This is a genomic window from Paenarthrobacter sp. NCHU4564 (assembly GCF_052156435.1).
In the GTDB taxonomy this organism is placed as follows: Bacteria; Actinomycetota; Actinomycetes; order Actinomycetales; family Micrococcaceae; genus Arthrobacter.
The window spans coordinates 128,205-152,142 of record NZ_JBQLIS010000002.1 but is presented as its reverse complement, the minus strand read 5'-3'; the positions used below and the strand labels follow the sequence as shown (position 1 = coordinate 152,142).

26 protein-coding genes are annotated in these 23,938 nt (G+C 65.0%); 12 read left to right on the top strand and 14 right to left on the bottom strand.

Annotation, left to right across the window (positions count from 1 at the left end):
* Positions 1-3 precede the first annotated feature (3 nt).
* The 7 genes from ACSVIE_RS03170 to ACSVIE_RS03140 all read right to left on the bottom strand — a co-directional run bounded on the left by ACSVIE_RS03170 (position 4) and on the right by ACSVIE_RS03140 (position 6,075).
* Entirely contained in the window at positions 4-1,512 is a 1,509-nt protein-coding gene (locus ACSVIE_RS03170; protein ID WP_442422995.1) for a DHA2 family efflux MFS transporter permease subunit, read from the bottom strand.
* Positions 1,496-2,119, bottom strand: a complete 624-nt coding sequence (locus ACSVIE_RS03165) for a PadR family transcriptional regulator (RefSeq protein WP_442422994.1) — start codon at positions 2,117-2,119, stop codon at positions 1,496-1,498. The genes ACSVIE_RS03170 and ACSVIE_RS03165 overlap by 17 nt, the downstream gene beginning before the upstream one ends.
* Positions 2,120-2,238: 119 nt before the next feature.
* Entirely contained in the window at positions 2,239-2,649 is a 411-nt protein-coding gene (locus ACSVIE_RS03160) for an ankyrin repeat domain-containing protein (protein WP_442422993.1), read from the bottom strand.
* Positions 2,646-3,731 carry a CAF17-like 4Fe-4S cluster assembly/insertion protein YgfZ gene (gene ygfZ, locus ACSVIE_RS03155; protein WP_426003678.1) on the bottom strand — a complete coding sequence of 362 codons (1,086 nt, stop codon included), beginning with the start codon at positions 3,729-3,731 and terminating at the stop codon, positions 2,646-2,648. Before ygfZ ends, ACSVIE_RS03160 begins: the two co-directional genes overlap by 4 nt.
* A gap of 52 nt (positions 3,732-3,783) precedes the next feature.
* Positions 3,784-4,506, bottom strand: coding sequence for a flavodoxin family protein (locus tag ACSVIE_RS03150; protein WP_426003679.1), 723 nt, complete (start codon positions 4,504-4,506; stop codon positions 3,784-3,786).
* Positions 4,507-4,575: 69 nt separating this feature from the next.
* A complete protein-coding gene (locus tag ACSVIE_RS03145) occupies positions 4,576-5,175 on the bottom strand; it encodes an FABP family protein (RefSeq protein ID WP_442422992.1) in 600 nt (199 codons plus the stop codon).
* Positions 5,176-5,340: 165 nt separating this feature from the next.
* Positions 5,341-6,075: a permease gene (locus ACSVIE_RS03140; protein WP_442422991.1), complete on the bottom strand. Its 735-nt coding sequence runs from the start codon at positions 6,073-6,075 to the stop codon at positions 5,341-5,343.
* Positions 6,076-6,338: 263 nt separating this feature from the next.
* On the opposite strand from ACSVIE_RS03140, the gene ACSVIE_RS03135 reads away from it, so the two are divergent.
* The 10 genes from ACSVIE_RS03135 (at position 6,339) to asd (ending at position 16,575) form a co-directional block, all read left to right on the top strand.
* Positions 6,339-7,037, top strand: coding sequence for a winged helix-turn-helix transcriptional regulator (locus tag ACSVIE_RS03135; RefSeq protein ID WP_021472377.1), 699 nt, complete (start codon positions 6,339-6,341; stop codon positions 7,035-7,037).
* Positions 7,038-7,258: 221 nt separating this feature from the next.
* Entirely contained in the window at positions 7,259-8,239 is a 981-nt protein-coding gene (gene mshD, locus ACSVIE_RS03130; protein WP_442422990.1) for a mycothiol synthase, read from the top strand.
* A gap of 104 nt (positions 8,240-8,343) precedes the next feature.
* Positions 8,344-10,593, top strand: a complete 2,250-nt coding sequence (locus ACSVIE_RS03125; RefSeq protein ID WP_426003683.1) for an RNA degradosome polyphosphate kinase — start codon at positions 8,344-8,346, stop codon at positions 10,591-10,593.
* A 9-nt stretch (positions 10,594-10,602) separates the two neighbouring features.
* On the top strand, positions 10,603-11,571 hold the full coding sequence (locus ACSVIE_RS03120) for an NUDIX hydrolase (protein WP_426003684.1): 969 nt from the start codon (positions 10,603-10,605) through the stop codon (positions 11,569-11,571).
* A 73-nt stretch (positions 11,572-11,644) separates the two neighbouring features.
* On the top strand, positions 11,645-13,288 hold the full coding sequence (locus ACSVIE_RS03115; RefSeq protein WP_426003685.1) for a hypothetical protein: 1,644 nt from the start codon (positions 11,645-11,647) through the stop codon (positions 13,286-13,288).
* Positions 13,285-13,677 (top strand): GntR family transcriptional regulator, encoded by a 393-nt coding sequence (locus tag ACSVIE_RS03110; RefSeq protein ID WP_426003686.1) that lies wholly within the window; start codon positions 13,285-13,287, stop codon positions 13,675-13,677. Before ACSVIE_RS03115 ends, ACSVIE_RS03110 begins: the two co-directional genes overlap by 4 nt.
* Complete coding sequence (locus ACSVIE_RS03105) at positions 13,674-14,477, top strand: thymidylate synthase (RefSeq protein WP_442422989.1); 804 nt, start codon at positions 13,674-13,676, stop codon at positions 14,475-14,477. The genes ACSVIE_RS03110 and ACSVIE_RS03105 overlap by 4 nt, the downstream gene beginning before the upstream one ends.
* The gene (locus tag ACSVIE_RS03100) at positions 14,474-15,073 is read left to right on the top strand and encodes a dihydrofolate reductase (RefSeq protein ID WP_426003688.1); all 600 of its coding nucleotides are present in this window, start codon (positions 14,474-14,476) and stop codon (positions 15,071-15,073) included. Before ACSVIE_RS03105 ends, ACSVIE_RS03100 begins: the two co-directional genes overlap by 4 nt.
* Before the next feature lie 20 nt (positions 15,074-15,093).
* Positions 15,094-15,315, top strand: coding sequence for an NF038396 family protein (locus ACSVIE_RS03095; RefSeq protein ID WP_426003689.1), 222 nt, complete (start codon positions 15,094-15,096; stop codon positions 15,313-15,315).
* A gap of 105 nt (positions 15,316-15,420) precedes the next feature.
* Positions 15,421-16,575, top strand: a complete 1,155-nt coding sequence (gene asd, locus ACSVIE_RS03090; protein WP_426003690.1) for an aspartate-semialdehyde dehydrogenase — start codon at positions 15,421-15,423, stop codon at positions 16,573-16,575.
* A gap of 84 nt (positions 16,576-16,659) precedes the next feature.
* Here asd and ACSVIE_RS03085 read toward each other — a convergent pair whose 3' ends face one another.
* Entirely contained in the window at positions 16,660-17,763 is a 1,104-nt protein-coding gene (locus ACSVIE_RS03085) for a winged helix DNA-binding domain-containing protein (RefSeq protein WP_442422988.1), read from the bottom strand.
* Positions 17,764-17,865: 102 nt separating this feature from the next.
* Here ACSVIE_RS03085 and ACSVIE_RS03080 point away from each other — a divergent pair, with 102 nt between their 5' ends.
* Positions 17,866-18,345: a hypothetical protein gene (locus tag ACSVIE_RS03080; protein ID WP_442422987.1), complete on the top strand. Its 480-nt coding sequence runs from the start codon at positions 17,866-17,868 to the stop codon at positions 18,343-18,345.
* A gap of 11 nt (positions 18,346-18,356) precedes the next feature.
* On the opposite strand, the gene ACSVIE_RS03075 is transcribed toward ACSVIE_RS03080, so the two are convergent.
* The 6 genes from ACSVIE_RS03075 to ACSVIE_RS03050 form a co-directional block, all read right to left on the bottom strand.
* Positions 18,357-19,424, bottom strand: a complete 1,068-nt coding sequence (locus tag ACSVIE_RS03075) for a UDP-N-acetylmuramate dehydrogenase (RefSeq protein WP_442422986.1) — start codon at positions 19,422-19,424, stop codon at positions 18,357-18,359.
* Between the two features lie 122 nt (positions 19,425-19,546).
* Positions 19,547-19,981, bottom strand: coding sequence for a MaoC family dehydratase (locus ACSVIE_RS03070; protein WP_426003694.1), 435 nt, complete (start codon positions 19,979-19,981; stop codon positions 19,547-19,549).
* Complete coding sequence (locus ACSVIE_RS03065) at positions 19,981-20,442, bottom strand: FAS1-like dehydratase domain-containing protein (RefSeq protein ID WP_426003695.1); 462 nt, start codon at positions 20,440-20,442, stop codon at positions 19,981-19,983. The genes ACSVIE_RS03070 and ACSVIE_RS03065 overlap by 1 nt, the downstream gene beginning before the upstream one ends.
* A 45-nt stretch (positions 20,443-20,487) precedes the next feature.
* Positions 20,488-20,718, bottom strand: coding sequence for a DUF3188 domain-containing protein (locus tag ACSVIE_RS03060; RefSeq protein ID WP_442422985.1), 231 nt, complete (start codon positions 20,716-20,718; stop codon positions 20,488-20,490).
* Between the two features lie 36 nt (positions 20,719-20,754).
* Complete coding sequence (locus ACSVIE_RS03055) at positions 20,755-21,675, bottom strand: DUF2797 domain-containing protein (RefSeq protein ID WP_442422984.1); 921 nt, start codon at positions 21,673-21,675, stop codon at positions 20,755-20,757.
* Positions 21,675-22,538 carry an HpcH/HpaI aldolase/citrate lyase family protein gene (locus tag ACSVIE_RS03050; protein ID WP_426003698.1) on the bottom strand — a complete coding sequence of 288 codons (864 nt, stop codon included), beginning with the start codon at positions 22,536-22,538 and terminating at the stop codon, positions 21,675-21,677. Before ACSVIE_RS03050 ends, ACSVIE_RS03055 begins: the two co-directional genes overlap by 1 nt.
* 362 nt (positions 22,539-22,900) lie before the next feature.
* Here ACSVIE_RS03050 and ACSVIE_RS03045 point away from each other — a divergent pair, with 362 nt between their 5' ends.
* Positions 22,901-23,938, top strand: coding sequence for an ABC transporter substrate-binding protein (locus tag ACSVIE_RS03045; protein ID WP_442422983.1), 1,038 nt, complete (start codon positions 22,901-22,903; stop codon positions 23,936-23,938).

The following is a 23,938-nucleotide window of genomic DNA, read 5'->3' as shown; positions in this document are numbered from 1 at the left end:
TCCCTAGCTGCTGACTTCGGCCTCCTCCGGCGCCGGCTTCGAGCCCCAACCGTCCACGGACTTCGGCTTGGCAAAGAACAACGCCACGGCTGCACCGAGCAGGATCGTGCAAGCGGGCAGGAAGATTGACTGGGCCATCGCCGTCGAGAACCCTGCGTGCAGCGCCTCCGGCAAGGAACCGGTCATGGACGCTTCCCCCACGGGCCCGCTGCCGGCTGCTGCCGGCAGCTCAGCTGCGAGACGGGCCTGGATCAGGGCGGCGATGGCTGCCGATCCCAGCACCGCTCCAATCTGGCGGGTGGTATTGAACACCCCGGAACCGGCCCCTGCCTGGCGCGGAGCCAGGTTGCGCGTGGTCGCGTTGGACACGGGCCCCCAGATGAAGGCATTGGCAACGCCTTGCAGGGCGCTGGGCAGGAGGAACATCCAGATCGGGGTGTCGGGCTGGAGCAACGTTGCGGTCCAGAGGAGGGCCGCGGCAAGGCAGACCAGGCCGAAGGAGGCGAACCATCGTGGATTGGCCCGGTCGATCAGCTTCCCCACGAACGGAGCCAGCCCGCCGGAGATGACGGCCATGGGGATCATCAGCAGGGCTGACTGGGTGGGTGTCAGCCCACGCACCACCTGATAGTAGAAGATCGTGGGAAAAGGGAAGGCCGTGACGGTGAGACCCACGGTCATGATGGTGGTGTTGCCCAGGGAGAAATTGCGGTCCTTGAAGAGTCCCAGCGGGAGCAGTGGTTCCCCGCCGCGGCGCTCCAGCAGCCATTGCCAGGCGACGAAGCCCATCAGGACCACCAGTCCGGCGATGATCAGGCCCCACACCGTAACGGGCCCGGTGACCGTCCCCCACTGATAGGTCTGGCCCTCCTGGATGCCGAACACCAGGAGGAACATCCCGACGGCGGAAAGCACCACGCCCGGCACGTCGAACCTGTGGTTGTGGGTTTCGAGCCTGGGAACGAACCTGCTCACCATGATGAAGGCGACGATTCCGATGGGAACGTTGACGAAGAAGATCCATTCCCAGCCCAGGCCGTCCACCAGCACTCCGCCCAGGATCGGGCCCACGAGGACTGCCATGCCCGCCGTGGCACCCCAAAGCCCCATGGCGGCTCCGCGGCGGTCCGGCGGGAAGATCCGGGTGATGACGGCCATGGTCTGCGGGGTCATCATGGCTGCTCCCAGGCCCTGCACAGCCCTGGCCGCGATCAGCATGCCCACGTCACCGGAGAGTCCGCACCACAGGGACGCCAGCGTGAAGACCACCAGGCCGATCAGGTAAAGGTTCTTGGGGCCGAAACGGTCACCCAGCCTGCCGGTGATGAGCAGCGGCACGGCGTAGGCCAGCAGGTAGGCGCTGGTCACCCAGATGACGGCGTTGATGTCCGTGTCCAGTCCCTCCATGATCCGGGGATTTGCCACCGACACGATGGTGGTGTCGATCAGGATCATGAAGAACCCGATGACAAGCGACCACAGTGCGGGCCACGGCTTAGCTACTTTTTCCAACGGGTTCCTTTGGCTCAAGTGATGGTTTGGGAGGCAGCGGATCGCCCCAGGGCAGCTCTCCGCTGCGCAAGTCCGCCAGGAGGCCGCGGATCCACGCGATCTCGGTCCGGCGTAGTGCTTGTTGATAGCCCAGGTCCAGCCAGTATTTGCGCTCCACGCCTTTGGCTGTGGCCTCGGATTCCGCGTGCACCAGGAAATCCAGGTCCGCCTGCAGTGCGGCCAGTCGCTCTTCGAGCAATCCGGCCACCATCCCTGCCGGCAGGTGGTGGGCTTCGGCGATGGCATGGGGAAACACCGGGTACTCGTTGGCGGGCGTGGACAGCATCGCCTTCAGCCGGGCGTCGAGGGCCTCATGGCCGGCGGCCGTGATCCGGTACGTGGTCCGTTCCGGTCGGTTGCCTTCACGTCCGGTGCCCACTGCTTCCACCAGTGCCTGCTCCTCCAGCCGCCCCACCGCGTGGTAGAGCGTGCCGGGCCGGACCTTGACCAAGCGGTCCTCATGCCGGGCCATCAGCAGTTGGTACATCTCATAGGGGTGCATTGGCCCTTCTGCAAGGAGGGCCAATGACGCCACACCCAGGGGTGTGAGGTCAGTTGATGGGGGCATGTCACGAACGTCCTCGGATACGAATATTCCACAACAACTATTCCACGTGGAATATCAGGGGACAAGAAAAGCCCGGCTGTTGTGACCATCTCCACAACAACCGGGCTTCAGCGGTCCGCCTATCCCAGCAGGGCCAGGATCTCGGAACGGGCAAACATGGCCGCAGCATCGCGCGCGGTGGGCGTACCGGCGTCGGGGTCCGCTCCGGCGTCCAGCAGCACCCGCGCAACTGACGTGTATCCCTTGAAGACCGCCCCGGCAAGGGGCGTCTGCCCGCGGTCGTTGGCCGCGTTGACGTCGGCACAGTGGTGCACCATCAGCTGCACCGTCTCCTCGTGCCCGTGGTAGGCAGCCAACATCAGGAGGGAATCCCCGGACGCGTTGGTCAACGTGGCCGGGGCGCCGGCGTTAAGGTAGCTCCGCAACAGCTCCGTATTTCCCTCCCGGGCGGCATCGAAGAGAGCGTGGGCAAGGGCCAGGGTCTCGTCGTCGGCTTCATTGCCTGCGGCGGGGCCTGTGGAGTGGTTCATCGATGTGGTCCCTTCAGGAATCCGGTCTGGCGTCCGACCACCTGGCCGGCGTCGGGGGCAACAATCACTTCCTGGGCCGCGACATAAGGTTCTTCGCCGTCCATCACCGTGAGGGTCTCCCCCGCCGGAACGGAACGCTTGATGACCGCGAGGGCCACCGGCCCCATCTCGAAGTGCTGCGCCACAGATGTCAGGGTACCTACCTTGCGTTCACCGGCAAATACGACACTTCCGACCGCCGGGAGCGTGTGCTGCGAACCGTCCAACTGGAGGAACACCAGCCGCCGGGGCGGATGACCGAGGTTGTGGACGCGGGCAATGGTTTCCTGGCCCTTGTAGCATCCCTTGTTCAGGTGCACGGACGTGCGGATGAGGTCGAGCTCGTGGGGAATGGTCTTGTCATCCGTTTCGGCTCCGAGCCGCGGACGCCAGGCGGCGATGCGCAGGGCGTCGGCAGCCATGGCTCCGGCCAGGGGCAGACCTTCAACGGAGCTTTCCAACTCCGCGGCCGGAAGGAGGTACTCGAACCAAGGGCGCTCCCGGCCGGGGTGGTCCTCCTCGGGGACCGAACTGTAGGAATAGCCTCCCGGACCCACGTGCGGCCAGGGATCCTCCCACACCAGGCGACCGGCGAACTGTTCCACGGGCTTGGTTGCGCCCACGACCGCCCATTGGCCCGATGCATCCTCGATCTCCACGCGGAGCATGAACTTCATCTTGTTCAGCCATTCGGCCAAGGGTGCCGCCTCGGCTGCTTCCACGATCAACCAGGTGGTGGCGCCGTCGTCGATCACACGGGCATCGAACTCGATCCGGCCCTGGACACTGAGCAGCAGCAGTTCGCTGGCCACGTTGGGCTGCAGGTTGGTGACCTGTTGGGAGGACAGGGTGTTGAGCCAGCTGAGCCTGTCCGGGCCGCTGACCGTCACCACGCCGCGGTGGGACAAATCCACGACGGCGGTCCCGCCCGCCAGGGCGCGCTGCTCACGCAACGGCTCCCCGTAGTGGGCTGCGACGCCGGCATCCAGGCCGGTGTCCTCAACTGCGCCAGGGCGCGACAACAGAGGGCTCTTGTGGGTCATATGTAGTAGAAGTCCTTGAGGCTGCGGGGTATTCCCTGCGGATGGGCAGGGTTCAGCGGTATTCGGGGTTTTCAAAGTCGAAGCGGGTGCCGGCTTTCCATTCCTCCGGCAGGTTGCCATAAGCCGGAATGCCATCGGCTTCCTTCAGGAGCCGGGCCATGTGGAGCAGGTTCCACGTCATGAACGTGGTGTTCCTGTTGGTGAAGTCGCTCTCCGGCCCGCCCGATCCTTCATCCAGATAGCTGGGTCCGGGACCCACGGGGCCGATCCAGCCGGCGTCGGCTTGGGGCGGGATGGTGAACCCGATGTGCTGGAGGCTGTACAGCACATTCATGGAACAGTGCTTGATGCCGTCCTCATTGCCGGTGATCAAGCAGCCGCCCACCTTCGGATAAAACGCCCACTGGCCCTTGCTGTTCAATTCACCGGAATGGGCATACAGGCGCTCGATGAGCTTCTTGGTCTGCGAGGAGTTGTCACCCAGCCAGATGGGCCCCGCCACCACTACGATGTCGGCCTCGGCAACCGTGGGGTAGATCGCGGGCCACTCGTCCTTCTGCCACCCGTGCTCCCGCATGTCCGGATAGACGCCGCTGGCGATGTCATGGTCCACCGTACGGATCAGGGTGGTGCTGACCCCTTGCTTTTCCATGATGTCCCGGCTGATCCGGATCAGGCCGTCCGTGTTGCTCAGCTGCGGCGAGGGCTTCAGGGTGCCGTTGAAGAACACGGCTTTGAGGCCTTCGTATCCACCGGGTTTGAGACTCTGGTTCACGTGCTGCTCCCTTGCTGTTTTCAGGTGGAACTTCAGTGAGCCCCCCGTGCCAGCAGGGCCGTGAACGGGTCAGGACACCTTGTGCAGGAATGCCGAAGCGTGGGCTTCCAGTGCCTTGCCGCTGGCGGCGACATCCCACCGCCACAGGAGGTTGCCGTCAACCAGCCCGAAGATCCGGGTGGCTGCGGTGTATTCCTTGGAGTGGCTGCCGCGCATCACCATATCCGTGCTCAAGTGGATCTGCGGGCCCTTGATCTGGCCGTAATAGAGCTCGGTGATACCGCCGGGGTGTGCGATGGACACCGACAGATCGAAGCCGCCGTCCTTGTTGCGGCGTTCCTCAACCTCATCTGCCGTCTTGAGCACCGGAACGATGTCCGCGGGCACGAGGCCGGGGCCGCCGTCGCCCTCCTGCTGCTTGCGCTCCAGCGCCCAGAAACCCAACTCGACGCTGAGCGGACGCAACTTTGCGCCGGCGTCGTCGCTGAGCCAGGTTTCGGCACGGTACTGCAGGTAGGGCAGTCCGTTGTGGGTGAAGGAGACGTGCTGGACAAAATGCTCGGAACCCTCGTCACCGGTACCAAGGCGGCCGCGGCCTTCCCACTCACCAATGAGCCAGGAAAGCGGGACGAGCTCGGGAGTCAGGTCCGTGGGGATCTCAATAGGCACAACAACAACCTCTGGTGGACTGCCGGGTCAGAAGCTTACTTCTGGCCCTTGAACAGACGGTAGACGACGAAACCTGCGAACCAGGCCATGGCGATGCTCGCCAGGCCAAGGAGGACAAGGAAGAAGATTTCAAATGCGAGAACAGACATAGAGCCATCCTAACCGTTAGTAGATGAGTAGTTTGTCTATGAAGTACGCGATGGCCCCCACCGCCCAGACGGGAGCAACACCCATTCCGGCGGAGGCCAACGCGTTCAGGCGGCCCCGCCTCAGCGTCGCCATGCGGCGGAAGCAGACCAGGACGGAGCCCACCACGACACCCACCAGGGCTGCCGGCACCACGGCGATGTCGGAAAAAACCAGTCCGGCCAAAGGAGCCATGAGCCCGGCCGCGACCACGCCGATGGGTGCAACGATCCGGTCCGGCCACCGGATGATGCCCACCAGCAATGCGGCGGCGGCACTCAGTCCTGCCACCAGCACCATTTCCTTCACGCCGTTGAACCGGGCTCCGGCAATCCATCCGGCACCAAGGCAGTTCAACAGGACGCCGGCGCAGCAGCCGAGCGTCGATTCAAGGCGTTGGGCCTGGCCCGTGCCACGGACCAACTGGATCACGAAGACGGCCATGACGCCCAGGGCAAGACAGGCAGGTGTCCCGTCAAGGAATCCAGGCGCCGTCATGTAAGCGGCAGAGACCGCTGATCCGGCACCGGCCAGGGCAATGACGGAAGCCAGGGTCTTCTTGGCGGGAATGGCGAGGAAATGGGGCCAGCCGATGCCCACGACGGCCGAGGCGGCAATGCCGACGCCAACCATGGCTTCCCGGGAAACGAAGGTGCTGGCCACGATGGCTGCGAGTGCCACGAGTCCGAATACCCCGATGCTCCAAGACTTCACTGCGTGCCGACCTCAATTCGATGCGCCTTACGACCTCTCGTCAATCCTGCCTCATGGCGCACAAATATGTCGCAATTGCCGGTCCTGACCGTCACGAATCCCTGACGGCGCGGGGTCGGGTGGGTATACTCAAACTTCAACGGCGCGCTGTTTTACGCCCTCATCCCGTTACAACGGGCAGGGAGCCGGCACGCAGCCGTGACCGGCCGGTGAGACTCCGGTTTCGACGCCCGATGATGCGCGTACCGCCCATTGGAGGAACTATGTCGCACATCCTGCTCCTGACGAACAGCACCGGCTCTTCGGTGGACATCCTGCCTGCCCTGGAATTGCTCAACCATCGCGTGCACATCCTTCCGGCAGAGCCAACCGCCTTGCTCGAGACCGACCCCACGGACATCGTGTTCCTTGACGCCCGCAAGGATCTGGTGGGTGCCCGTTCCCTCACGCAGCTGCTCAAAGCCACCGGACTCAGTGCACCACTCATGCTGATCCTGACCGAGGGTGGCATGGCTGCCGTTTCCTCGGCCTGGTCGGTTGACGACATCGTGCTCGACTCGGCAGGCCCGGCAGAGGTGGAAGCCCGCATCCGGCTGGCCATGGCCCGGGCTGTACCGGGCGAAGAGGAAACCCAAACGGAGATCCGGGCCGCCGGCGTCGTGATTGACGAAGCCAGCTACACGGCACGCGTGGGCGGCCAGCCGCTCAACCTGACCTTCAAGGAATTCGAGCTCCTCAAGTACCTGGCCCAGCATCCCGGCAGGGTTTTCACCCGCCAGCAATTGCTGACCGAAGTGTGGGGTTACGACTACTACGGCGGCACCCGGACGGTGGACGTCCACATCCGGCGCCTGCGCGCCAAGCTGGGCGTTGACCACGAGAACCTCATCAGCACGGTCCGCAACGTGGGCTACCGGTTGACGCTCGTCCGGCTGCCGGACGACGAACTCTCCGAAGCGTAGGCAGCAAGACAAAGAGGCCAGGATTCCGGTGAATCCTGGCCTCTTTGTTGTGGTGGAGGACATACGGGTCGAACGTATCGAGGCCACCCCACTGGTGGATCCCCCCAATGCCCGGCTGATGACCTGAACCCAGGTTCAAAGCCGAACGAGATAACGAGATTACCGCCGTTATGCCCACACATCAAATTACGCAGCCGCACCCGGGCGTATAGCCTTGCATCATGAGTCACGCGCACCCGGAAAACTGGCCCGTCCTGCACGTCACCGGCGCCCTGGACCCCGAACTCCTGAAGGACTTCCGGACCCTGGCTGCAGCAGCGGAGGAATCCGACGGGAACCCTCCCCTGTCCGAGCAGACCCTGGTGATGCTCCGCGGGGCCGATGCCGGGGACCACACCGTGATGGCACTTGCCCTCTACGCCCCGGACGAGGACTCCGATCCGGCCACCGGCGAGGACCTGGCGGGTATCGCCGTCGTCGTTGAACCGCTGGGCCAGGCCGAACCCGAAGGTGTGCTGGAGCTGGCGGTCCACCCGAGCTACCGCAACCGCGGAGTAGCCGGTCGGCTGCTGGCTGCCCTTCAGGAGCAGCGCGGCTTTGCCGGCCTGGGTGCGTGGTCCCACGGCAACCACGAGGCCGCTGCGGAACTCGCCGCGCGGTTCGGCTACGGTCCGGTCCGGGAGCTGTGGAAGATGCGGCTGATGTCCTCCACTGCCGCACTGCCCGACGCCGCTCTCCCGGACGGGGTCTCCATCCGCCCCTTCGAGCCGGGCCGTGATGAGGCGAAGTGGCTGGCTGCCAACAGGGCCGCCTTCGCCCACCACCCGGAACAAGGTTCGCTGACCCGCGCAGACCTGGACGCCCGCATGGCTGAGGAGTGGTTCGACCCGGCCGGTTTCCTGCTGGCCGTGGACGCCGGCGACCAGTTGCTGGGGTTCCACTGGACCAAGGTGCACCCGCGACAGGGATCGCACCCGCCGATCGGCGAGGTGTACGTCGTCGGGGTGACCCCGGCTGCGCAAGGACTGGGGCTGGGCAAGGCCCTGACGGTGGCCGGGATCCGGCACCTGCAGGAGAAGGACCTGCACGCGGTGATGCTGTATGTGGACGCGGACAACCAGGCCGCTGTGACGCTGTACCAAAAGCTGGGTTTCGTGCGCTGGGACACGGACGTCATGTACGGCCCGTTGAGCGAAAAGTAGCCTCCGCGGCGCCCGGATCCGAAAGCCGCGGACATCTTGGCTGAGGGCGGGGCAAATGCTTGTAATGTGGGAGACAAACCCCGTCCCCAGCTTAGGAGAACCCCATGCAGCCGGACCCCGTCGGCACCGCCGGATCCACCTCAAAGGGCGCCACGCTTCCCGCACGCTTCGGGTCATCCGAAGTTCCGGCGTCACGGGCCACCCAGGACCGCATCGACATCCCTGAGTTCGCACCCAGCCTCGAACCCGCGGGCGACATCTCCCCCGACCGTTTCCTGGACCGGGAGCTCAGCTGGCTGGCTTTTAACTCGCGCGTCCTTGAACTTGCCGAGGATCCGGACCTTTTCCTGTTGGAGCGCGTCAACTTCCTCTCCATCTTCGCCTCCAACCTGGACGAGTTCTTCATGGTCCGGGTGGCCGGGCTGAAGCGCCGCATCGCCACGGGACTGGCCGTTCCTTCCCCTGCCGGACTGAGCCCCATCGAGGTCCTCGAACAGATCAGCGAGGAAGCCCATAAGCTGCAGGAGCGCCACGCCCGGGTGTTCGCCGAGCAGATCCGTCCCGAGCTCGCCTACGAGCACATCCACATCATGCACTGGAATGAACTGGACGAGGAAGCCCGCCACCGGCTGACCACCATGTTCCAGGAGAAGGTCTTCCCCATCCTCACCCCGCTGGCGGTGGACCCGGCGCACCCGTTCCCCTACATTTCCGGCCTGTCCCTGAACCTTGCCGTGATCGTGAGCAACCCCGTCAGCGACAAGGAGCTTTTCGCCCGCGTCAAGGTGCCGGACCAACTCCCGCGCCTCATCTCCGTGGATGGTCCACGCGCAGGAGCCGTGCCTGGTCGCGTGGCCCGCTTCATCGCGCTGGAAGAAGTCATCGCCGTCCACCTGGACAAGCTGTTCCCGGGCATGGAGGTCCTGGAGCACCACACCTTCCGCGTCACCCGTAATGAGGACGTGGAGGTGGAAGAGGACGACGCCGAGAACCTCCTGCAAGCCCTGGAGAAGGAACTCCTGCGCCGGCGCTTCGGCCCTCCGGTCCGGCTGGAAGTCACCACGGACATCAACCCCAACATCCGTGCCCTGCTGGTGCGCGAACTGGGGGTGGAAGAGTCAGAGGTCTATTCGGTGCCTGCACCCCTGGACCTCCGGGGCTTGTCGGTCATCGCCGGAATCGACCGCGCAGACCTCCACTACCCCAAGCATGTCCCCCACACGTCCCGGTACCTCAATGAATCCGAGACGTCCAAGGCGGCCAACGTGTTTGCGGCCATGCGCCGGCGGGACATCCTGCTGCACCACCCGTACGATTCCTTCTCCACCTCCGTCCAGGCGTTCCTGGAGCAGGCGGCCGCGGACCCCAAGGTCCAGGCCATCAAACAGACCCTCTACCGGACATCCGGCGATTCCCCGATCGTTGATGCCCTGATCGACGCTGCCGAGGCCGGCAAGCAGGTCCTGGCGCTGGTGGAAATCAAGGCCCGGTTCGACGAGCAGGCCAACATCTCCTGGGCCCGGAAACTGGAGCAGGCAGGCGTCCATGTTGTTTATGGCATTGTCGGACTGAAGACCCACTGCAAACTCTCGCTCGTTGTGCGGCAGGAAGTGGACGGCCTCCGCCGGTATTGCCACATCGGCACGGGAAACTATCACCCGCGCACTGCCCGCTATTACGAGGACCTGGGCCTGCTGACCTCGAACGACCAGGTGGGCGAAGACCTCTCCAAGCTCTTCAACCAGTTGTCCGGATACGCCCCGAAGTCAACCTTCAAGCGGCTGCTCGTTGCCCCCCGGTCCGTGCGCTCAGGCCTGATCGACAGGATCGAAGGGGAAATCCGCAACGCCGCCGCAGGCATCCCCGGGCGGGTGCAGATCAAGGTCAACTCCATGGTGGATGAAGCGATCATCGACGCCCTCTACCGTGCTTCCCAGGCCGGGGTGAAGGTGGACGTCGTGGTCCGCGGGATCTGCTCCCTGCGGCCCGGGGTCCCCGGGCTCAGCGAGAACATTACTGTCCGCTCCGTCCTGGGCCGCTTCCTGGAGCACTCGCGGGTCTTTGCCTTCGCCAACGGAGGCGAGCCTGTGGTGTACATCGGCTCCGCAGACATGATGCACCGCAACCTCGACCGCCGTGTGGAGGCACTGGTCCAGCTCGCGGGCAAGGACGACATCGCCACGGTCCTGGACCTGATGCGCCGCTACGTTGACGATGAGACGTCCAGCTGGCACTTGGACAACCAAGGCCACTGGACCCGCCATCACCTCGATGGAGACGGCAAACCGCTCCTGGATATGCAGTCCTGGCTTTTGGCATCCCGCTCCCGCCAGCGTGCAGCCGCCCGAAGGTAAAGGAAAGTATTGAAAAGCGATTCCCCCGTGGCGGATCAGACGGACCACCCCGGAGAGGCGGTGGCCGTGCTGGCGGCCGGCGCGATCCCGTGGCGGATCCAGCGCGGCGCCCTGGAGGTACTCCTGATCCACCGCCCCCGCTACGACGATTGGTCGTGGCCAAAAGGCAAGCTTGACGACGGAGAAACCGTTCCCGAGTGCGCCGTCCGCGAAGTCCGGGAAGAAATTGGACTGGACGGAACACTTGGCATTCCGCTGCCGCCCATCCACTACCACGTCAGCGCTGGACTGAAGGTGGTCCACTACTGGGCCATGCGGGTGAACGGAAGCCAACTCCGGCCGGACGGCAAGGAAGTGGACAGTGTCATGTGGTGCAGCCCCGACAGGGCCGCCTCCTTCCTCAGCAACCCGTCGGACGTGGAGCCGCTCGAGTACCTTGAAAAGGCCCACACCCGGGGTGAACTGGACACGTGGCCACTGGTATTGATCCGGCACGCCAAGGCCAAACCGCGGTCCTCCTGGACCAAGGCCGAAGGCGACCGCCCCCTGGCAGCTACGGGGCAGCGCCAAGCCATAGCCGTTCAAAGGCTGCTGGATGCGTGGAAGCCTCAGCGGATCGTGACCAGCCCCTGGACACGATGCGTCGCCACCATTGCGCCTTATGCCAAGTCCAGCGGAGCCAAGGTAAAACTGGTGGAAGCGTTGACGGAGCACAACCACGGGCGTTCGCCCAAGAAGACCGCCGCCGCCGTTGAAGCGCTCTTCGACAAGCAGGTTGCCGTGGCGGTATGCACCCACCGTCCGGCCCTGCCTACGGTGCTCAAGCAGTTGGGCCAGCACATGACCTCAGCCTTGCGCAGCCGGTTGCCGCAGTCCGACCCCTACCTGTCGCCGGGCGAAGTGGTCGTATGCCAGGTGGCCAGGGGAGGAGACAGGAAGGTTGTGTCCGTCGAACAGGTCAAGCCGTTCGACGATTAGCTGCGGCTTGACCCCCGAGGCGTTTGTATCAAATACTTGATACAAACATTCGAAGACTTGGGGGGTCTTGACCGTGTCCATTGATCTGCCGCCTCTGCTGTTGCTGGGGCCTGCGCTCGGAGCAATCCTCGTTTACCTCTTCCTCAGGGTGCAGGTATGGTCCACGGCCGATGCCAAATCCGTGGAATCGCACGGCCTCTGGGTGGGAATCATCGGCTGGATGGCCAGTTCCCTCCAGGGAGCCATGAGCACAGGCGTCATCCGGGCACACTCCACGGCGTCGAATGCGCCCCACACCGCGGAGGACATCGTTACGGCGCTGGCATGGCCAATCGCCGCGACTCTGGCGGTCCATATCCTGGGGCAGCTGAGCTACCCCGCCCCGAAAGCACCCCGCAGGTATGCCGAAATAAGCGTGCGCAGGATCCGCGACTTCCTGCCGCGGAAACTCGCGTGGACAACGGCCGCGATCTTTGCCTACGCGGCCATCGCCATAGCCACGATCGCCACGCAGCCGGCCTACGCTGCCGTACTTCCCAGCCCCGCTCCCCCGTCGGCGGAAGGGACCACCATCTACCCGGGCCAGGGGCAGGACGGCAGGATCGCAGGATCGGAGCTGGCTTGGTGGCTCGGTGGTGCCCTGGCGGTCCTGGCAGCAGCGACGTGGCTGGTTCTGGTGCTCATTGCCCGCCGACGCCAGTTGGAAAACCTGGGCAGTGACGACAACAGGGTCCTTCGAACCATTGCCACCAACCGGCTCCTTCGAACGGTCTCCACGATCGCGGCCGGCCTTGCCACCATCGCAGGCAACTTCGCATCCCTCCCGGCACCCGGCGCGACCTGGCAATCGTCATGGTTCAACATTCCTGGCCTGGTCAACATGGCGGTCCTGCTGGTCATGTGGTGGTGGAAGGTGCCGAAGCTTCCTTCGCTCCAGGAGTTACGGCAGCCGATGAGCAGCAACGCCCTGAGGGCCGATCCGCGGACGCACGCCGCGGCGAAGCTCAGCATCTCCCTGGGCGCGGCACTGGGCCTCGTGGGGGCGTTGCCGCTCCTGACGCTGGTGTTGTGGTTCAGTTTCATCCCTGTCGAGGGGCAAGGGTCCCTGGCGCCCCTTGTTGTGGTGACAGTCATGGCCACCCTGATCCTGCTGGTGATCATCGCTGGAGAACTCCTGATCGCCCACAACCATGGTGACCCGGAAGAACCCTTGCACTGGCCGCGGCGGGCAGTGTCCAGGGGACTCCTCGCCTTCGCCATCGCCTCGGCAACGGTGTTCGCAGTGACCATGGCCCTGACCGGAGCCGGGCAGGCGCTGCTGGTGGGTACGCCGTCGTGGCCTGCTTGCCTGCTGATGACCTGCGGTGTGGGGCTGATAGGTGCCACCGCAATCCTGGCCGCCCGTCGTCGTCGTGCTGTTCCGGAGGGTCACGCCGAACGCGGCCTGGACGCCGCGCTCCGAGCCATCACTGTGTTCCGGATCGTCCGGACGCTGGCCGCCTACCTCCTGGCAAACGCCGGATTGTTGTTGCTGGTCAACGTGGAAGCCTGGGGAGCACTCTTCCCGCCGTTCCAAAGCATCGCCCCGAGCCCGTCAACCATGATCGGCGCCGTCCTTCTCGCGCTGTCCGTAGTCGCCGCCGTCACACCTGTCCGCAGCCTGTTCCGCGCTATCCCCCGGGACCGCGCCACCAAGCAGAACCAACCATCGCCATGACGGCCGGCATCACGATCGACCTCACCGACCCCGTGCCGCCGTATGAGCAGATCCGCCGGCAACTGAGCACGCTGGTCAGCGCAGGGGCCCTCCAACCCGGAGACCGCCTGCCCACCGTCCGAAGCCTCGCGGCCGACCTCGGCATCGCAGCCGGGACGGTCGCGCGCGCTTACAAGGAACTTGAGCAGTCCGGACTGATTGAAACACGACGGCGGAACGGAACTGTCGTCGTCGGGCCGCCGGAGGCCCCCCACGCCCAGGTGGACCGAAATACCGCGGTCTTGGCCGCCGTCGACGGATTGATCCGCGCGGCGCGCGACGCGGGCGTCAGTGACGAATCGCTCATTGATCTGCTTCGCGGGCGGCTGGCCAGTAAGCTGGACTCGTGAGCATCCCCACCCCTTACGAAGACCTGCTGCGTGACGTCATGGCGAATGGCACGCACAAGTCGGACCGCACCGGGACTGGAACGCGCAGCGTTTTTGGCCGTCAGCTGAGGTTCGATCTTGCCAAGAGCTTTCCGCTCATCACCACCAAGCGCGTGCATTTCAAGTCCGTGGCAGTCGAGCTCCTGTGGTTCCTGCGCGGCGACTCCAACGTGAAGTGGATGCAGGACCAAGGCGTCTCCATCTGGGATGAATGGGCGGATGCCGATGGCGAACTGGGCCCGGTGTACGGCGTCCAGTGGCGCAGCTGGCCAACCCCCGACGGCGGTCACATCGACCAGATCTCCGAACTCATGAAGGGCCTGGAAGCCAACCCGGACTCGCGGCGGCACATCGTGTCGGCATGGAACGTCTCCGAGCTCAAGGACATGGCACTGCCGCCGTGCCACGCGTTCTTCCAGTTCTACGTAGCTGACGGCAAGCTGTCCTGCCAGCTGTACCAGCGCTCCGCGGACACCTTCCTGGGCGTGCCCTTCAACATTGCCTCCTACGCGCTGCTCACGCTCATGGTGGCCCAGCAACTGGGACTTGAACCAGGTGAATTCGTCTGGACGGGTGGCGACGTCCACATCTACGACAACCACGTGGAGCAGGTAACAGAACAGCTCAGCCGGGATCCCTATGAGTACCCGACGCTGAACATCCTGCGGAAGCCGGACTCGATCTTCGACTACACGCTGGACGACTTCGAGGTGGTCGGCTACCGCCACCACCCCACTATCAAGGCACCGATCGCCGTATGAGCACGCCATCAGAAGAGACGAACGTGCAGCTTCCCGGCGTCATCTTCACGCAGGAAACCGCTGCGAAGATGACGGGCATCGGGATGATCTGGGCGCAGACCAAGAACGGCGTCATTGGCAAGGACGGTGGCATGCCGTGGCACCTGCCGGAGGACCTGAAGCATTTCAGCCGGCTCACCACAGGCCATCCGGTGATCATGGGCCGCAAGACCTGGGAATCCTTCCCCGAGAAGTACCGTCCGCTGCCTGGACGCACCAATATCGTCATCACCCGCAACCGGGAATGGGCATCCACGGCCGATGCTGAAGGCGCAGTAGTAGTGGATTCCCTGGATGCTGCCCTGCTCGAGTCCCAGTTCTCGCCCGGCGGCCAGAAGGTGTGGATCGTCGGTGGCGGAGAGATCTTTGAACAATCCATGGGCATAGCCAACCTCGCCGTTATCACCATCATCGACCTCGAGACAGACGGCGATACCTTCGCCCCGGAACTCGGCGACGATTGGACCTTCGACACCATGGCACCGGCCGACGGCTGGCTCACTGCCGCCAACGGCACGAATTACCGGTTCACCTCATGGCGCCGGACCGAAAGCTAGGAACCAAGGACGTACAGGCAATGCTCAAGAAACCCGAAACCCTCTTCGTGCTGGGCTACATGCTGCTGCCGCTGTTCGCGCTGCTCTCCGCGATCGTGGGGCTCACCATGATCCTGGGCGGCAACAAAATCCTGGGCATCATCGTGCTCGTGGTGATCACGCAGGTTTTCGCCTTTGGTGCCTTCTTCGCACTGCGGGCCCGGAAGGCCGCCCTGGTACAGGAGCACGACGCCGGACAGTAGTCCCGCTTCCGACTCGCCGGACGCTGCGGTGCGGGCCGTCGTCGTACGTTGTGCGGGTGACGTAACCAACAGCGGTACCAAGGTCCGAAAGTTTAGACTGGGTGAATGACTACAGCAGCTAATCCGTCCGTTGGACTGGTCGGTTGGCGTGGCATGGTCGGCTCCGTCCTGATGCACCGCATGCAGGAGGAAAACGACTTCGCCAACATCAACCCGGTATTTTTCTCCACCTCGAACGCAGGAGGTGCCGCCCCGTCCTTCCTGAGCTCTACCGCGGGTGATCCAGGCAAGCTCGAGGACGCGTTCGATATTGAGACGCTTGCCAAGCTGCCGATTATTGTCACCGCCCAGGGCGGCGACTACACCAAGCAGGTCCACGGCGAACTCCGCAGCCGTGGCTGGGACGGCCTTTGGATCGACGCTGCTTCCACCCTGCGCATGAACGACGATTCGATCATCGTGCTGGACCCCATCAACCGCGACGTCATCGATGCCGGGCTCTCCGGCGGCGTGAAGGACTTCATCGGCGGAAACTGTACGGTTTCCTGCATGCTGATGGGCCTCGGCGGCCTGTTCAAGAACAACCTCGTGGAGTGGGGTACGTCCATGACGTACCAGGCTGCTTCCGGCGGCGGGGCGCGCCACATGCGCGAACTGCTGAACCAGTTCGGCACGCTCAACAACGAGGTCAGCAGTGAACTCGAGGATCCCGCGTCGGCCATCCTGGAGATCGACCGCAAGGTCCTCGCCACCCAGCGCACCGGCGTTGACGCCACCCAGTTCGGCGTTCCGCTGGCCGGCTCCCTGATTCCGTGGATCGATGCCGACCTCGGCAACGGCCAGTCCAAGGAAGAGTGGAAGGCCGGAGTCGAGACCAACAAGATCCTCGGCACGTCCAAGGGCGCTGCGGGCAAGGAACACATCGCAATGGACGGACTGTGTGTCCGCATCGGCGCCATGCGTTCGCACTCGCAGGCACTGACCCTGAAGCTTCGCGAGGACCTGTCCGTCACGGAAATCGAGAACCTTCTGGCCAAGGACAACGAGTGGGCCAAGGTGGTGCCCAACACCAAGGAAGCCTCCATGGCGGACCTGACCCCCGTGGCGGCTTCCGGCACCCTGGACATCCCGGTTGGCCGTATCCGCAAGCTCGAAATGGGCCCGGAGTACATCAGCGCCTTCACCGTGGGAGACCAGCTCCTGTGGGGTGCAGCCGAGCCGCTGCGCCGCATGCTGAACATTGCGACGGGCAAGCTCTAAGCTACGTCCTGCACTGCCGAAACCCGCTGTTTCGTTGCCGCCCGGCAATGAAACAGCGGGTTTTGCCGTCCCGGGCGTGCGCAGCTACCAGCTGGCCATGAACTTCAGATAGGCCCTGCCCTGCACCTGGAACGATCTCTGCGCAGCCGGCCCAAGCCCTCCTTCAAACGGCTCAGCGACCACGCCCAGGCTCTTCCCCGCGCCGGTCCTGGCCCACGTTCCCACCACTTCTCCCCCGGCCACGATGATGCGTTTGAACACACCGTTCCCGCCCGGAACCACCAACCCGGCGGCCTCAGGCGCCAGCACCATGCTCCGGTCCTGGTACCCGAGCAGGAACTCGTCGAACCCGGGAAGTGCCAGCAGTGAGCGGGAGCCGGGGACACCGCCGTCGAGCAGTTCCGCACTGTCCTTCGAAACCCAGTAGCTGATCCCGTCAAAAGCCAGTTCCACCAGCTGGTCCTGTACGGCTTCCAGTGCCCTCCGCACCTCCGTCAAAGGGATCTGCGTCCACCAAGCAAAGTCCCTGATCGTCGCCGGGCCATGGCTGCCCACATACCGGACCAGGAGCTCGGCGATTCCTTCCTCCCGGTCACGTTCCCTTGAACCGGTGATCCACTGGTCGAACGGAACAAACAGCTGCTGCAAACCGGCCTTGCCGTTGGAGACCACCACGGGCCCCTGCACCAACGTGGCTTCCTGGCACAGGCTGCCCAGAATGTGGATTCCCCGCTGGGCCCTGGCGGGCTGCCCGGCATCCTCAAAAGCGGTGAACAGTTGCTCCCGGCTGGCACCCTGGCCGCCCAGGTCATGGAGGGTCTTGAGGGCAAGATCGCGGCAGTGGCTGATGTCATCGGGGGTGATACCCAGTTCACGGTGCCTGCCCTCCACGGCCCTCATCAAACGGGGACTGGTGATGCCGAGGATCCAGCGGAGGTCCTCGGGTGCCAGGAGGTGCAGGGTTCCCCGCATGGGCCACGACCGGACGATCGTCCCGGCGTCCAAGGCCTGGCGCACGTCAGCGGCCGTTGATCCCGGCACGCGCTGACCGACCGCCCACAGCGCTGAGCCCAGGTCCTGCGCCTGCATGGCAGTCATCCACCGCACAGCCTCGGGAACTGATCCGAAACCGGTAAGGAGCCCTTGGCTCGCCAGCCGTAACCGACCGATGGTTCTAGGAGCAAGCATGCTTCATCCTAGAAGCCTTGGCGGCCGGGAAGGAACGGGCGGCACAGGGAACGTTGCACCGGCTCCCAGCCGTCTTCCAGCAGGATTTCCTAGGATGGATGCATGCTTTTTGGTGATCTCGCTCCGCTGGTGCGGCCGTTGAGCCGGTGGCTGGCAGCTGCCGGCTGGTGGTGCACCGGTCTTGGGCTGGGCGCCGGGCTGATCGTGGCTGTTGGTACGGGAGTGAGCTTGTCCCCTTCCATGGAGGGGATCCAGCGGGCGGGGCTCATCGCCACCGCTGCGGCAGCCTCGCTGATCGGTGCCGCTGCCATTGTCCAACCCGCGGGCGACCGGGACGACGACGCTCCCGAACCCTGGTTCTACCCGGCCGCTGCCGCCCAGGTCCGCAGCTTCCTGGTGGGAGCCCTTGTGATGCTCCTGGGCCTGGTGGGCTTTGCCGCGGCCGGCCTCTTCATGCCCAGCGGCCCGTCACCCCAGAGCGTCGCCTTCAGCCAGATTTTCCTGCTGGGTTCGGTCAGCTGCGGGCTGACCTTCCTCCTGCTCAACAAGGTTCTTCCCCTGGCCGAACGCCGTACGCGCTGACAGCCGTCCTGCTACAGCGAGACGCCGATCAGCAGCGGTTCCGGGTGAAGTTCGATCCCAAAGCGGCTCACGACGCCGGCACGCACCTCACGCGCGACGGCCGCCATGTCCTCCGCCGAGGCCGAGCCGCGGTTGGTTACCGCCAGGGTGTGCTTGGTGGACAGGGATGCCCTGCCGCCTGAAACGCTGGACGCGTCCAGCCCGAAGCCCTTGCCAAAGCCGGCGTGGTCGATCAGCCAGGCAGCGGACAGCTTGACCAGGCCGTCTCCTCCGGCGGGGTACCTGGGGGCGTCCTCCGGCAACTCCGCTGCCTGCCCGGCAGGGACGATGGGGTTGGTGAAGAACGAACCCGTGGAGTAAGTGTCCCTGTCCGCAGCATCCAGGACCATGCCCTTGGACGCCCTGAGCCGCAGCACCTCCCGCCGGACATCGGTGGAGTACGCACGCTTCCCGACCTCGACGCCCAGGACCCGGGCGAGCTCGGCGTAGCGGATGGGAGCACTCATCCGGCCCAGCGCCAACTGGAACTCCACAGTCAGCACGACGTAGCGCGGGGAGCCTTCCACCGTGGTCTGCTTGAGGATCGAATCCCGGTAACCGAAGGCGAGCTCGGAATTGGTAAAGGTCTGCACAGCATTGCGCTGGCGGTCCCAGGTCCGCACAGCGGCGATGGTCTGGGAGACATCGGCCCCGTAGGCCCCGACGTTCTGGACCGGCGTGGCACCAGTGGCTCCGGGAATGCCGGACAACGCTTCCACCCCGGACCAGGCGTGCAGCACGGCATGTTCCACCAGGGCGTCCCAATTGTGTCCGGCCTGGACCACCACGGACACGCCGCCGCAGCTGTCCTCCGCATTGGCCGTGAAACCCTCGGAGGAGATCTTGAGGACCGTCCCGGGATAACCCTCGTCCGAGATCAGAAGGTTGGAACCACCGCCGATGATGAGCAGCTTCTCCCCTGCGGCGTCGGCTGAGCGGACGGCGTCGATGATTTCCGCTTCGGTGCGGGCCTCGACGTAGGCGCGGGCCGGGCCGCCGACGGCGGACGTGGTCAGTTCGGAAAGCAGCGTCTGGGTCACCCATCAAGCCTAGCCGGGATCGGGAATACCCTCATCCGCACTCCGGAAGGCAGCGGCGCAAAGGCAGCGGCGCACCCGGTGGTCCCTGGGACGAGGGGGTGCGCCGCGACTCCAGCGGAAGGCTACGGAACCTTGACGACCGCTTGTGCCTTCATGAGGACCTTCTGGCCGGCAGCTACCACCGTGAGGTCAATCCGGGCCGTTCCGGCTTCCGGGTCCAGTGCACCTACGATCCCGGTGACATCGATGACGGCGCCGGCTTCCTCCGTTCCGGTGGTGTCGGCCACCAGCACGGGCTTGCTGAAGCGGGTCTGGTAATCGACGACGGCGGCGGGGTCGCCTGCCCAGTCGCTCACCAACTGCACGGCCGCCCCCATGGTGAACATGCCGTGGGCGATGACGCCGGGGAGCTCAACAGCCGTGGCAAAGGCTTCGTTCCAGTGGATCGGGTTGAAGTCGCCGGATGCGCCGGCGTATTTCACCAGGTCCTGGCGGGTGACCTGGATGCTGCGGGTACCGATTTCCTGGCCCACCGTCAGTTCTTCAAGCTTTGGCATTACTGTCCCTCTCCGCGGACCAGAATGGACGAAGTCGTGGTGGCCACTTTCTCGCGGCCGTCTTCCCCGGTGAGGGCATAGATTTCGGAGCGGGTGGTGATCATGGCACCGCCGCCCATGGCCCTGACGCCATCAACGTGGAGTTCTGCTACCAGGCGGTCGCCGGCCACGATGGGCCGGTGGTGGGTGAAGCGCTGGTCTGCGTGGACCACACGGGAAAAATCAATGCCCGCGTCCGGGTCTTCGACGAGCTGCGCATCGGCGCGCTGGGCCACGATGATGGCGAACGTCGGCGGCGCAACCAGATCCTTGTGGCCAAGGGCCCGTGCTGTCTCGACATCGAAGTGCGCCTGGTTGCCGGCCTTTACTGCCTTGGCAAACTCGCGGATTTTCTCGCGGCCGACGTCATATACCTCTGCGGCAGGGTAGCTGCGGCCCTGCAAGTCCGGATTGATACTCATGGTCCAACCCTATCGGCCCGGACCGGCCGGGCGCTGTCCCGACGGCTACTGCTGCTTCTTGTAGCCCTTGCGGATCTGCTGGCCGCGGACCACGATGCCACCCACGTGCAGCAGCAGGCCCACTCCGATGACCGGCAGTGACGCCATGGCGAGGCCCGGGTTGCCGGAGGAGTTGCCTGCGATGGACAGGATCAGGCCCACCGCGATGAGCCCCATGGCGCTGAAAACCAGCACCTTGTAGGCGGTGGAAGCGGTGGCCCAGAATTCGTTCAGCACCGTCCAAGTCTACCGGCCGCGCCGGCGGAACCGGTGTCAGAACAGGGCATCCTGCAGGGCGGGGAGCTCGGTGACGTGGTGGCCGGGCTCAACCCGCCGTCCCTTCAAGGACCCAAGGTCCACGATGAAGCTTCCGTCCACCTCGCCACCGGCAGCATCGGGAAGCGTCGCCAAGGCGATGGCCCCGGACAGTGAGCGGACCCGCAGCCCGTGCCCGCCGCCGTCGAACTCTACTGGATAGGCGTGCCGGACGTCGGGCGACGACCCCACGGAACAGAGGTCATTGGCCAGCCCCGGCCGGTCCCACTCTTCGTCCACCACCCCAAAGCCTGTCATCGCCAAGCCACCCAGCAGCCTGCGCACCTTGGCGGCGTGGCTCCGGTTGATGGCTGCAAGTTCGACGGCGGCACGCGGCTGCACCAGCGAGGCCACCTTGGCCGCGGAGCGCACCTGCTGGACCAGGCCGAGTTCGCTGGTGACGAGATCTTCCAGCACGCGGACGGTCCGGCCGTCGTCAGCCTGTGCCACGTAGGAGGCGTGCACGGCGCCCTGTTCGGCCAGCCGGTTCCATTTCCTGGGCGCGGAAGCCGTGCCCACTTTGGTGGTTCCGTTGGCGAAGGTGGCTACATAGAGCCAGTGCGGCTGCATCAGGTAAGCACGAAGGCCGGCGGGCACGGATCCGCCCCGATGAAAGTCATGCATGAGCCGGGAATCATCGCGCGCAAAGCAGGCCCCGCACTGGGTTCCCCGTTCCGCCGGTGATCCGTTGCCGCAGTCAACGTGCGTCCGGTCGCGGGGTCCATGCACTTTGGTGTGCCCAAGGCACCAGAGCCCCGGCAGGACACGAAGGCCCAGGGTGGAACCCTGGGCCAACGCGATGTCAGTGGACTCCCCCGGCGCGCGCAGCCGCAGCACGGGCGACGCCGGAGAGTCCCACGCGACGCCGTGGACGAGCATTACAGCGAAGGCTGGACACCGAAAGCTACGGCGAGCTTCATGATCTTCTCCGCACGGCCGAGGCGCGGGAGGTCGGAGCCGTCGCGGATCACGCGTCCGTTGGCTTCGAAGTCGTTCATGAAGTCGGTGGCCCAAGCGACATCCGACGGCGTGGGGCTGATGACCTCGTTGATGACGGTGGTCTGGTCAATGGCCAGGCAGAGCTTGCCGGTCATGCCCATGGTCACGGTGATACCGGTCTGTTCGCGGAGGATCGGGTGGTTGGTGCCTACGGTGGGGCCGTCGATCGGGCCCGGCAGGTTGCCAACGCGGCTGGCCACGACGAGCTTGGCCCGCGGGTAGGCCATGGCCTCCGGGGTGGCGGCCATGCCGGTGTCGCGGCGGAAGTCGCCGGAACCGAAGGCAAGGCGGAATGCGCCCTGCGCACGGGCGATGTGGTTGGCTTCCTCAATGCCGAGCGCAGACTCGACCAGCGGGATCACGGGGGTCTTGCCGTCCATGCGGTGGTAGGACTCGGTGACCTGGTCCGCGGATTCGGTCTTGGCGAGCATGACACCCAGAAGGCCGGGGGTGCCGCGGAGGCCTGCGAGGTCGTCCGCCCAGAACTTGCTGGTGGCGTCGTTGATGCGGACCCAGGCCTGGCCGCCGGCGGCGAGCCAGTTCACCACGTTTTCACGTGCGGCGTCCTTCTGGGACGGGTCAACCGCGTCCTCGATGTCAAGGATGATGGCATCTGCCCGCGAACCCGCCGACTCGTCGAAAAGCTCCGTCTTCATGGCGTTGACAAGGAGCCAGGAACGGGCGATATCAGCGGGAATGTTGCGGGTAGGCCGAACGGACTCGGCGGCGATGCTAGAGGTCATGTATCTACCGTATCCGCCCTGTGCCCCACGAGGCGAAGAAATCCCGCCGGTTGTGAGGATCAATACGAACTAAAGCCCATATGACCCCGCTCCGCGCGGAGTATGACTTCCCGACGGCGTTACCGGCCAGTCAAAGGCCGCTCACCGGACGCTCTTCGTCACCGGGCTCAACACCACGACTTGTGTCCGCGGGTTGCCTTCCGTGGCCCTCCGTTTCGTCGCATTTCACGCTGTTTCACAGCGTTTCCGGGCGTTACCGGAAGACTTCCCAGGCACCGTCGCCGTGGGCTTACATCGTTCCCAAGCCAGCGCACCTGCCGGTTTTCCCCATCACACAAATCCTCCATCGGAAAGAGCCCCCCATGAAACTGCATCGTCCCCTCCTGAGCGTCGCGGCCGCCGTCGTACTAGCGCTGACGGTGAGCGGCTGCGGCGGTGCAGCCACGGTCGGACAAGCCAACCAGGCCGGAACCGAAGTCAAGGAGCTCCGCTACCAGGGCTGGTCCAACCAGGTCACCTTCCCCGAACTCGCCGACGACCTGGGGTACCTGGGCGACATCGAGCTGAAGTGGGTAGGGAACACCACCAGCGGACCGCAGGACATCCAGTCCGCTGCCACCAACCAAACCGACTTCGGCGGCGCGTTCACCGGCGCGGTCACCAAGCTGATCGAGGCCGGCGCACCGGTCAAGGGCGTCATCAATTACTACGGCGCCGACCAGAAAACGTTCAGCGGCTACTACGTGAAAGCGGACAGCCCCATCAAGGGACCACGCGACCTGATCGGCAAGAAGATTGCCGTCAACACCCTGGGCGCCCACCACGAGGCGGTCATCAACACCTACCTCACCAAGAACGGCCTCAGCCCGGATGAGATCAAGCAGGTCCAGCTTGTTCCGCTGGCACCGAACGACACCGAGGAAGCCATCCGCCGTGGCCAGGTTGATGCGGGCACGCTGGGCGGCGTGCTGCAGGACCGGGCCATCGAGGCAGGCGGGCTCCGCTCCCTCTTCAACGACTATGAGCTGTTCGGAACCTTCGCCGGCGGCCAGATCGTGCTCCGGAACGACTTCATCGAGAAGAACCCCACCACCGCCCGCGCCTTTACCACCGCGATCGCCAAGGCCATCAAGTGGGCCACGGAGACTCCCCGCGAGGAAGTCATTGCCCGCTACACCAAGATCATCGAAAGCCGCGGCCGGAATGAAAGCACGGCCAACCTCAAGTACTGGAAGAGCACCGGGGTTCCGGACAACGGTGTGATCAAGGACGAGGACTTCACCCGCTGGGAGGCCTGGTTGAACTCGGCAGGCATCGTCAAGGGCCAGCTCACCCCGTCCAAGTACTACACCAACGAGTTCAACGAGCTCGCCGCTTCCGCCACCGGGAAGAAGGGATGA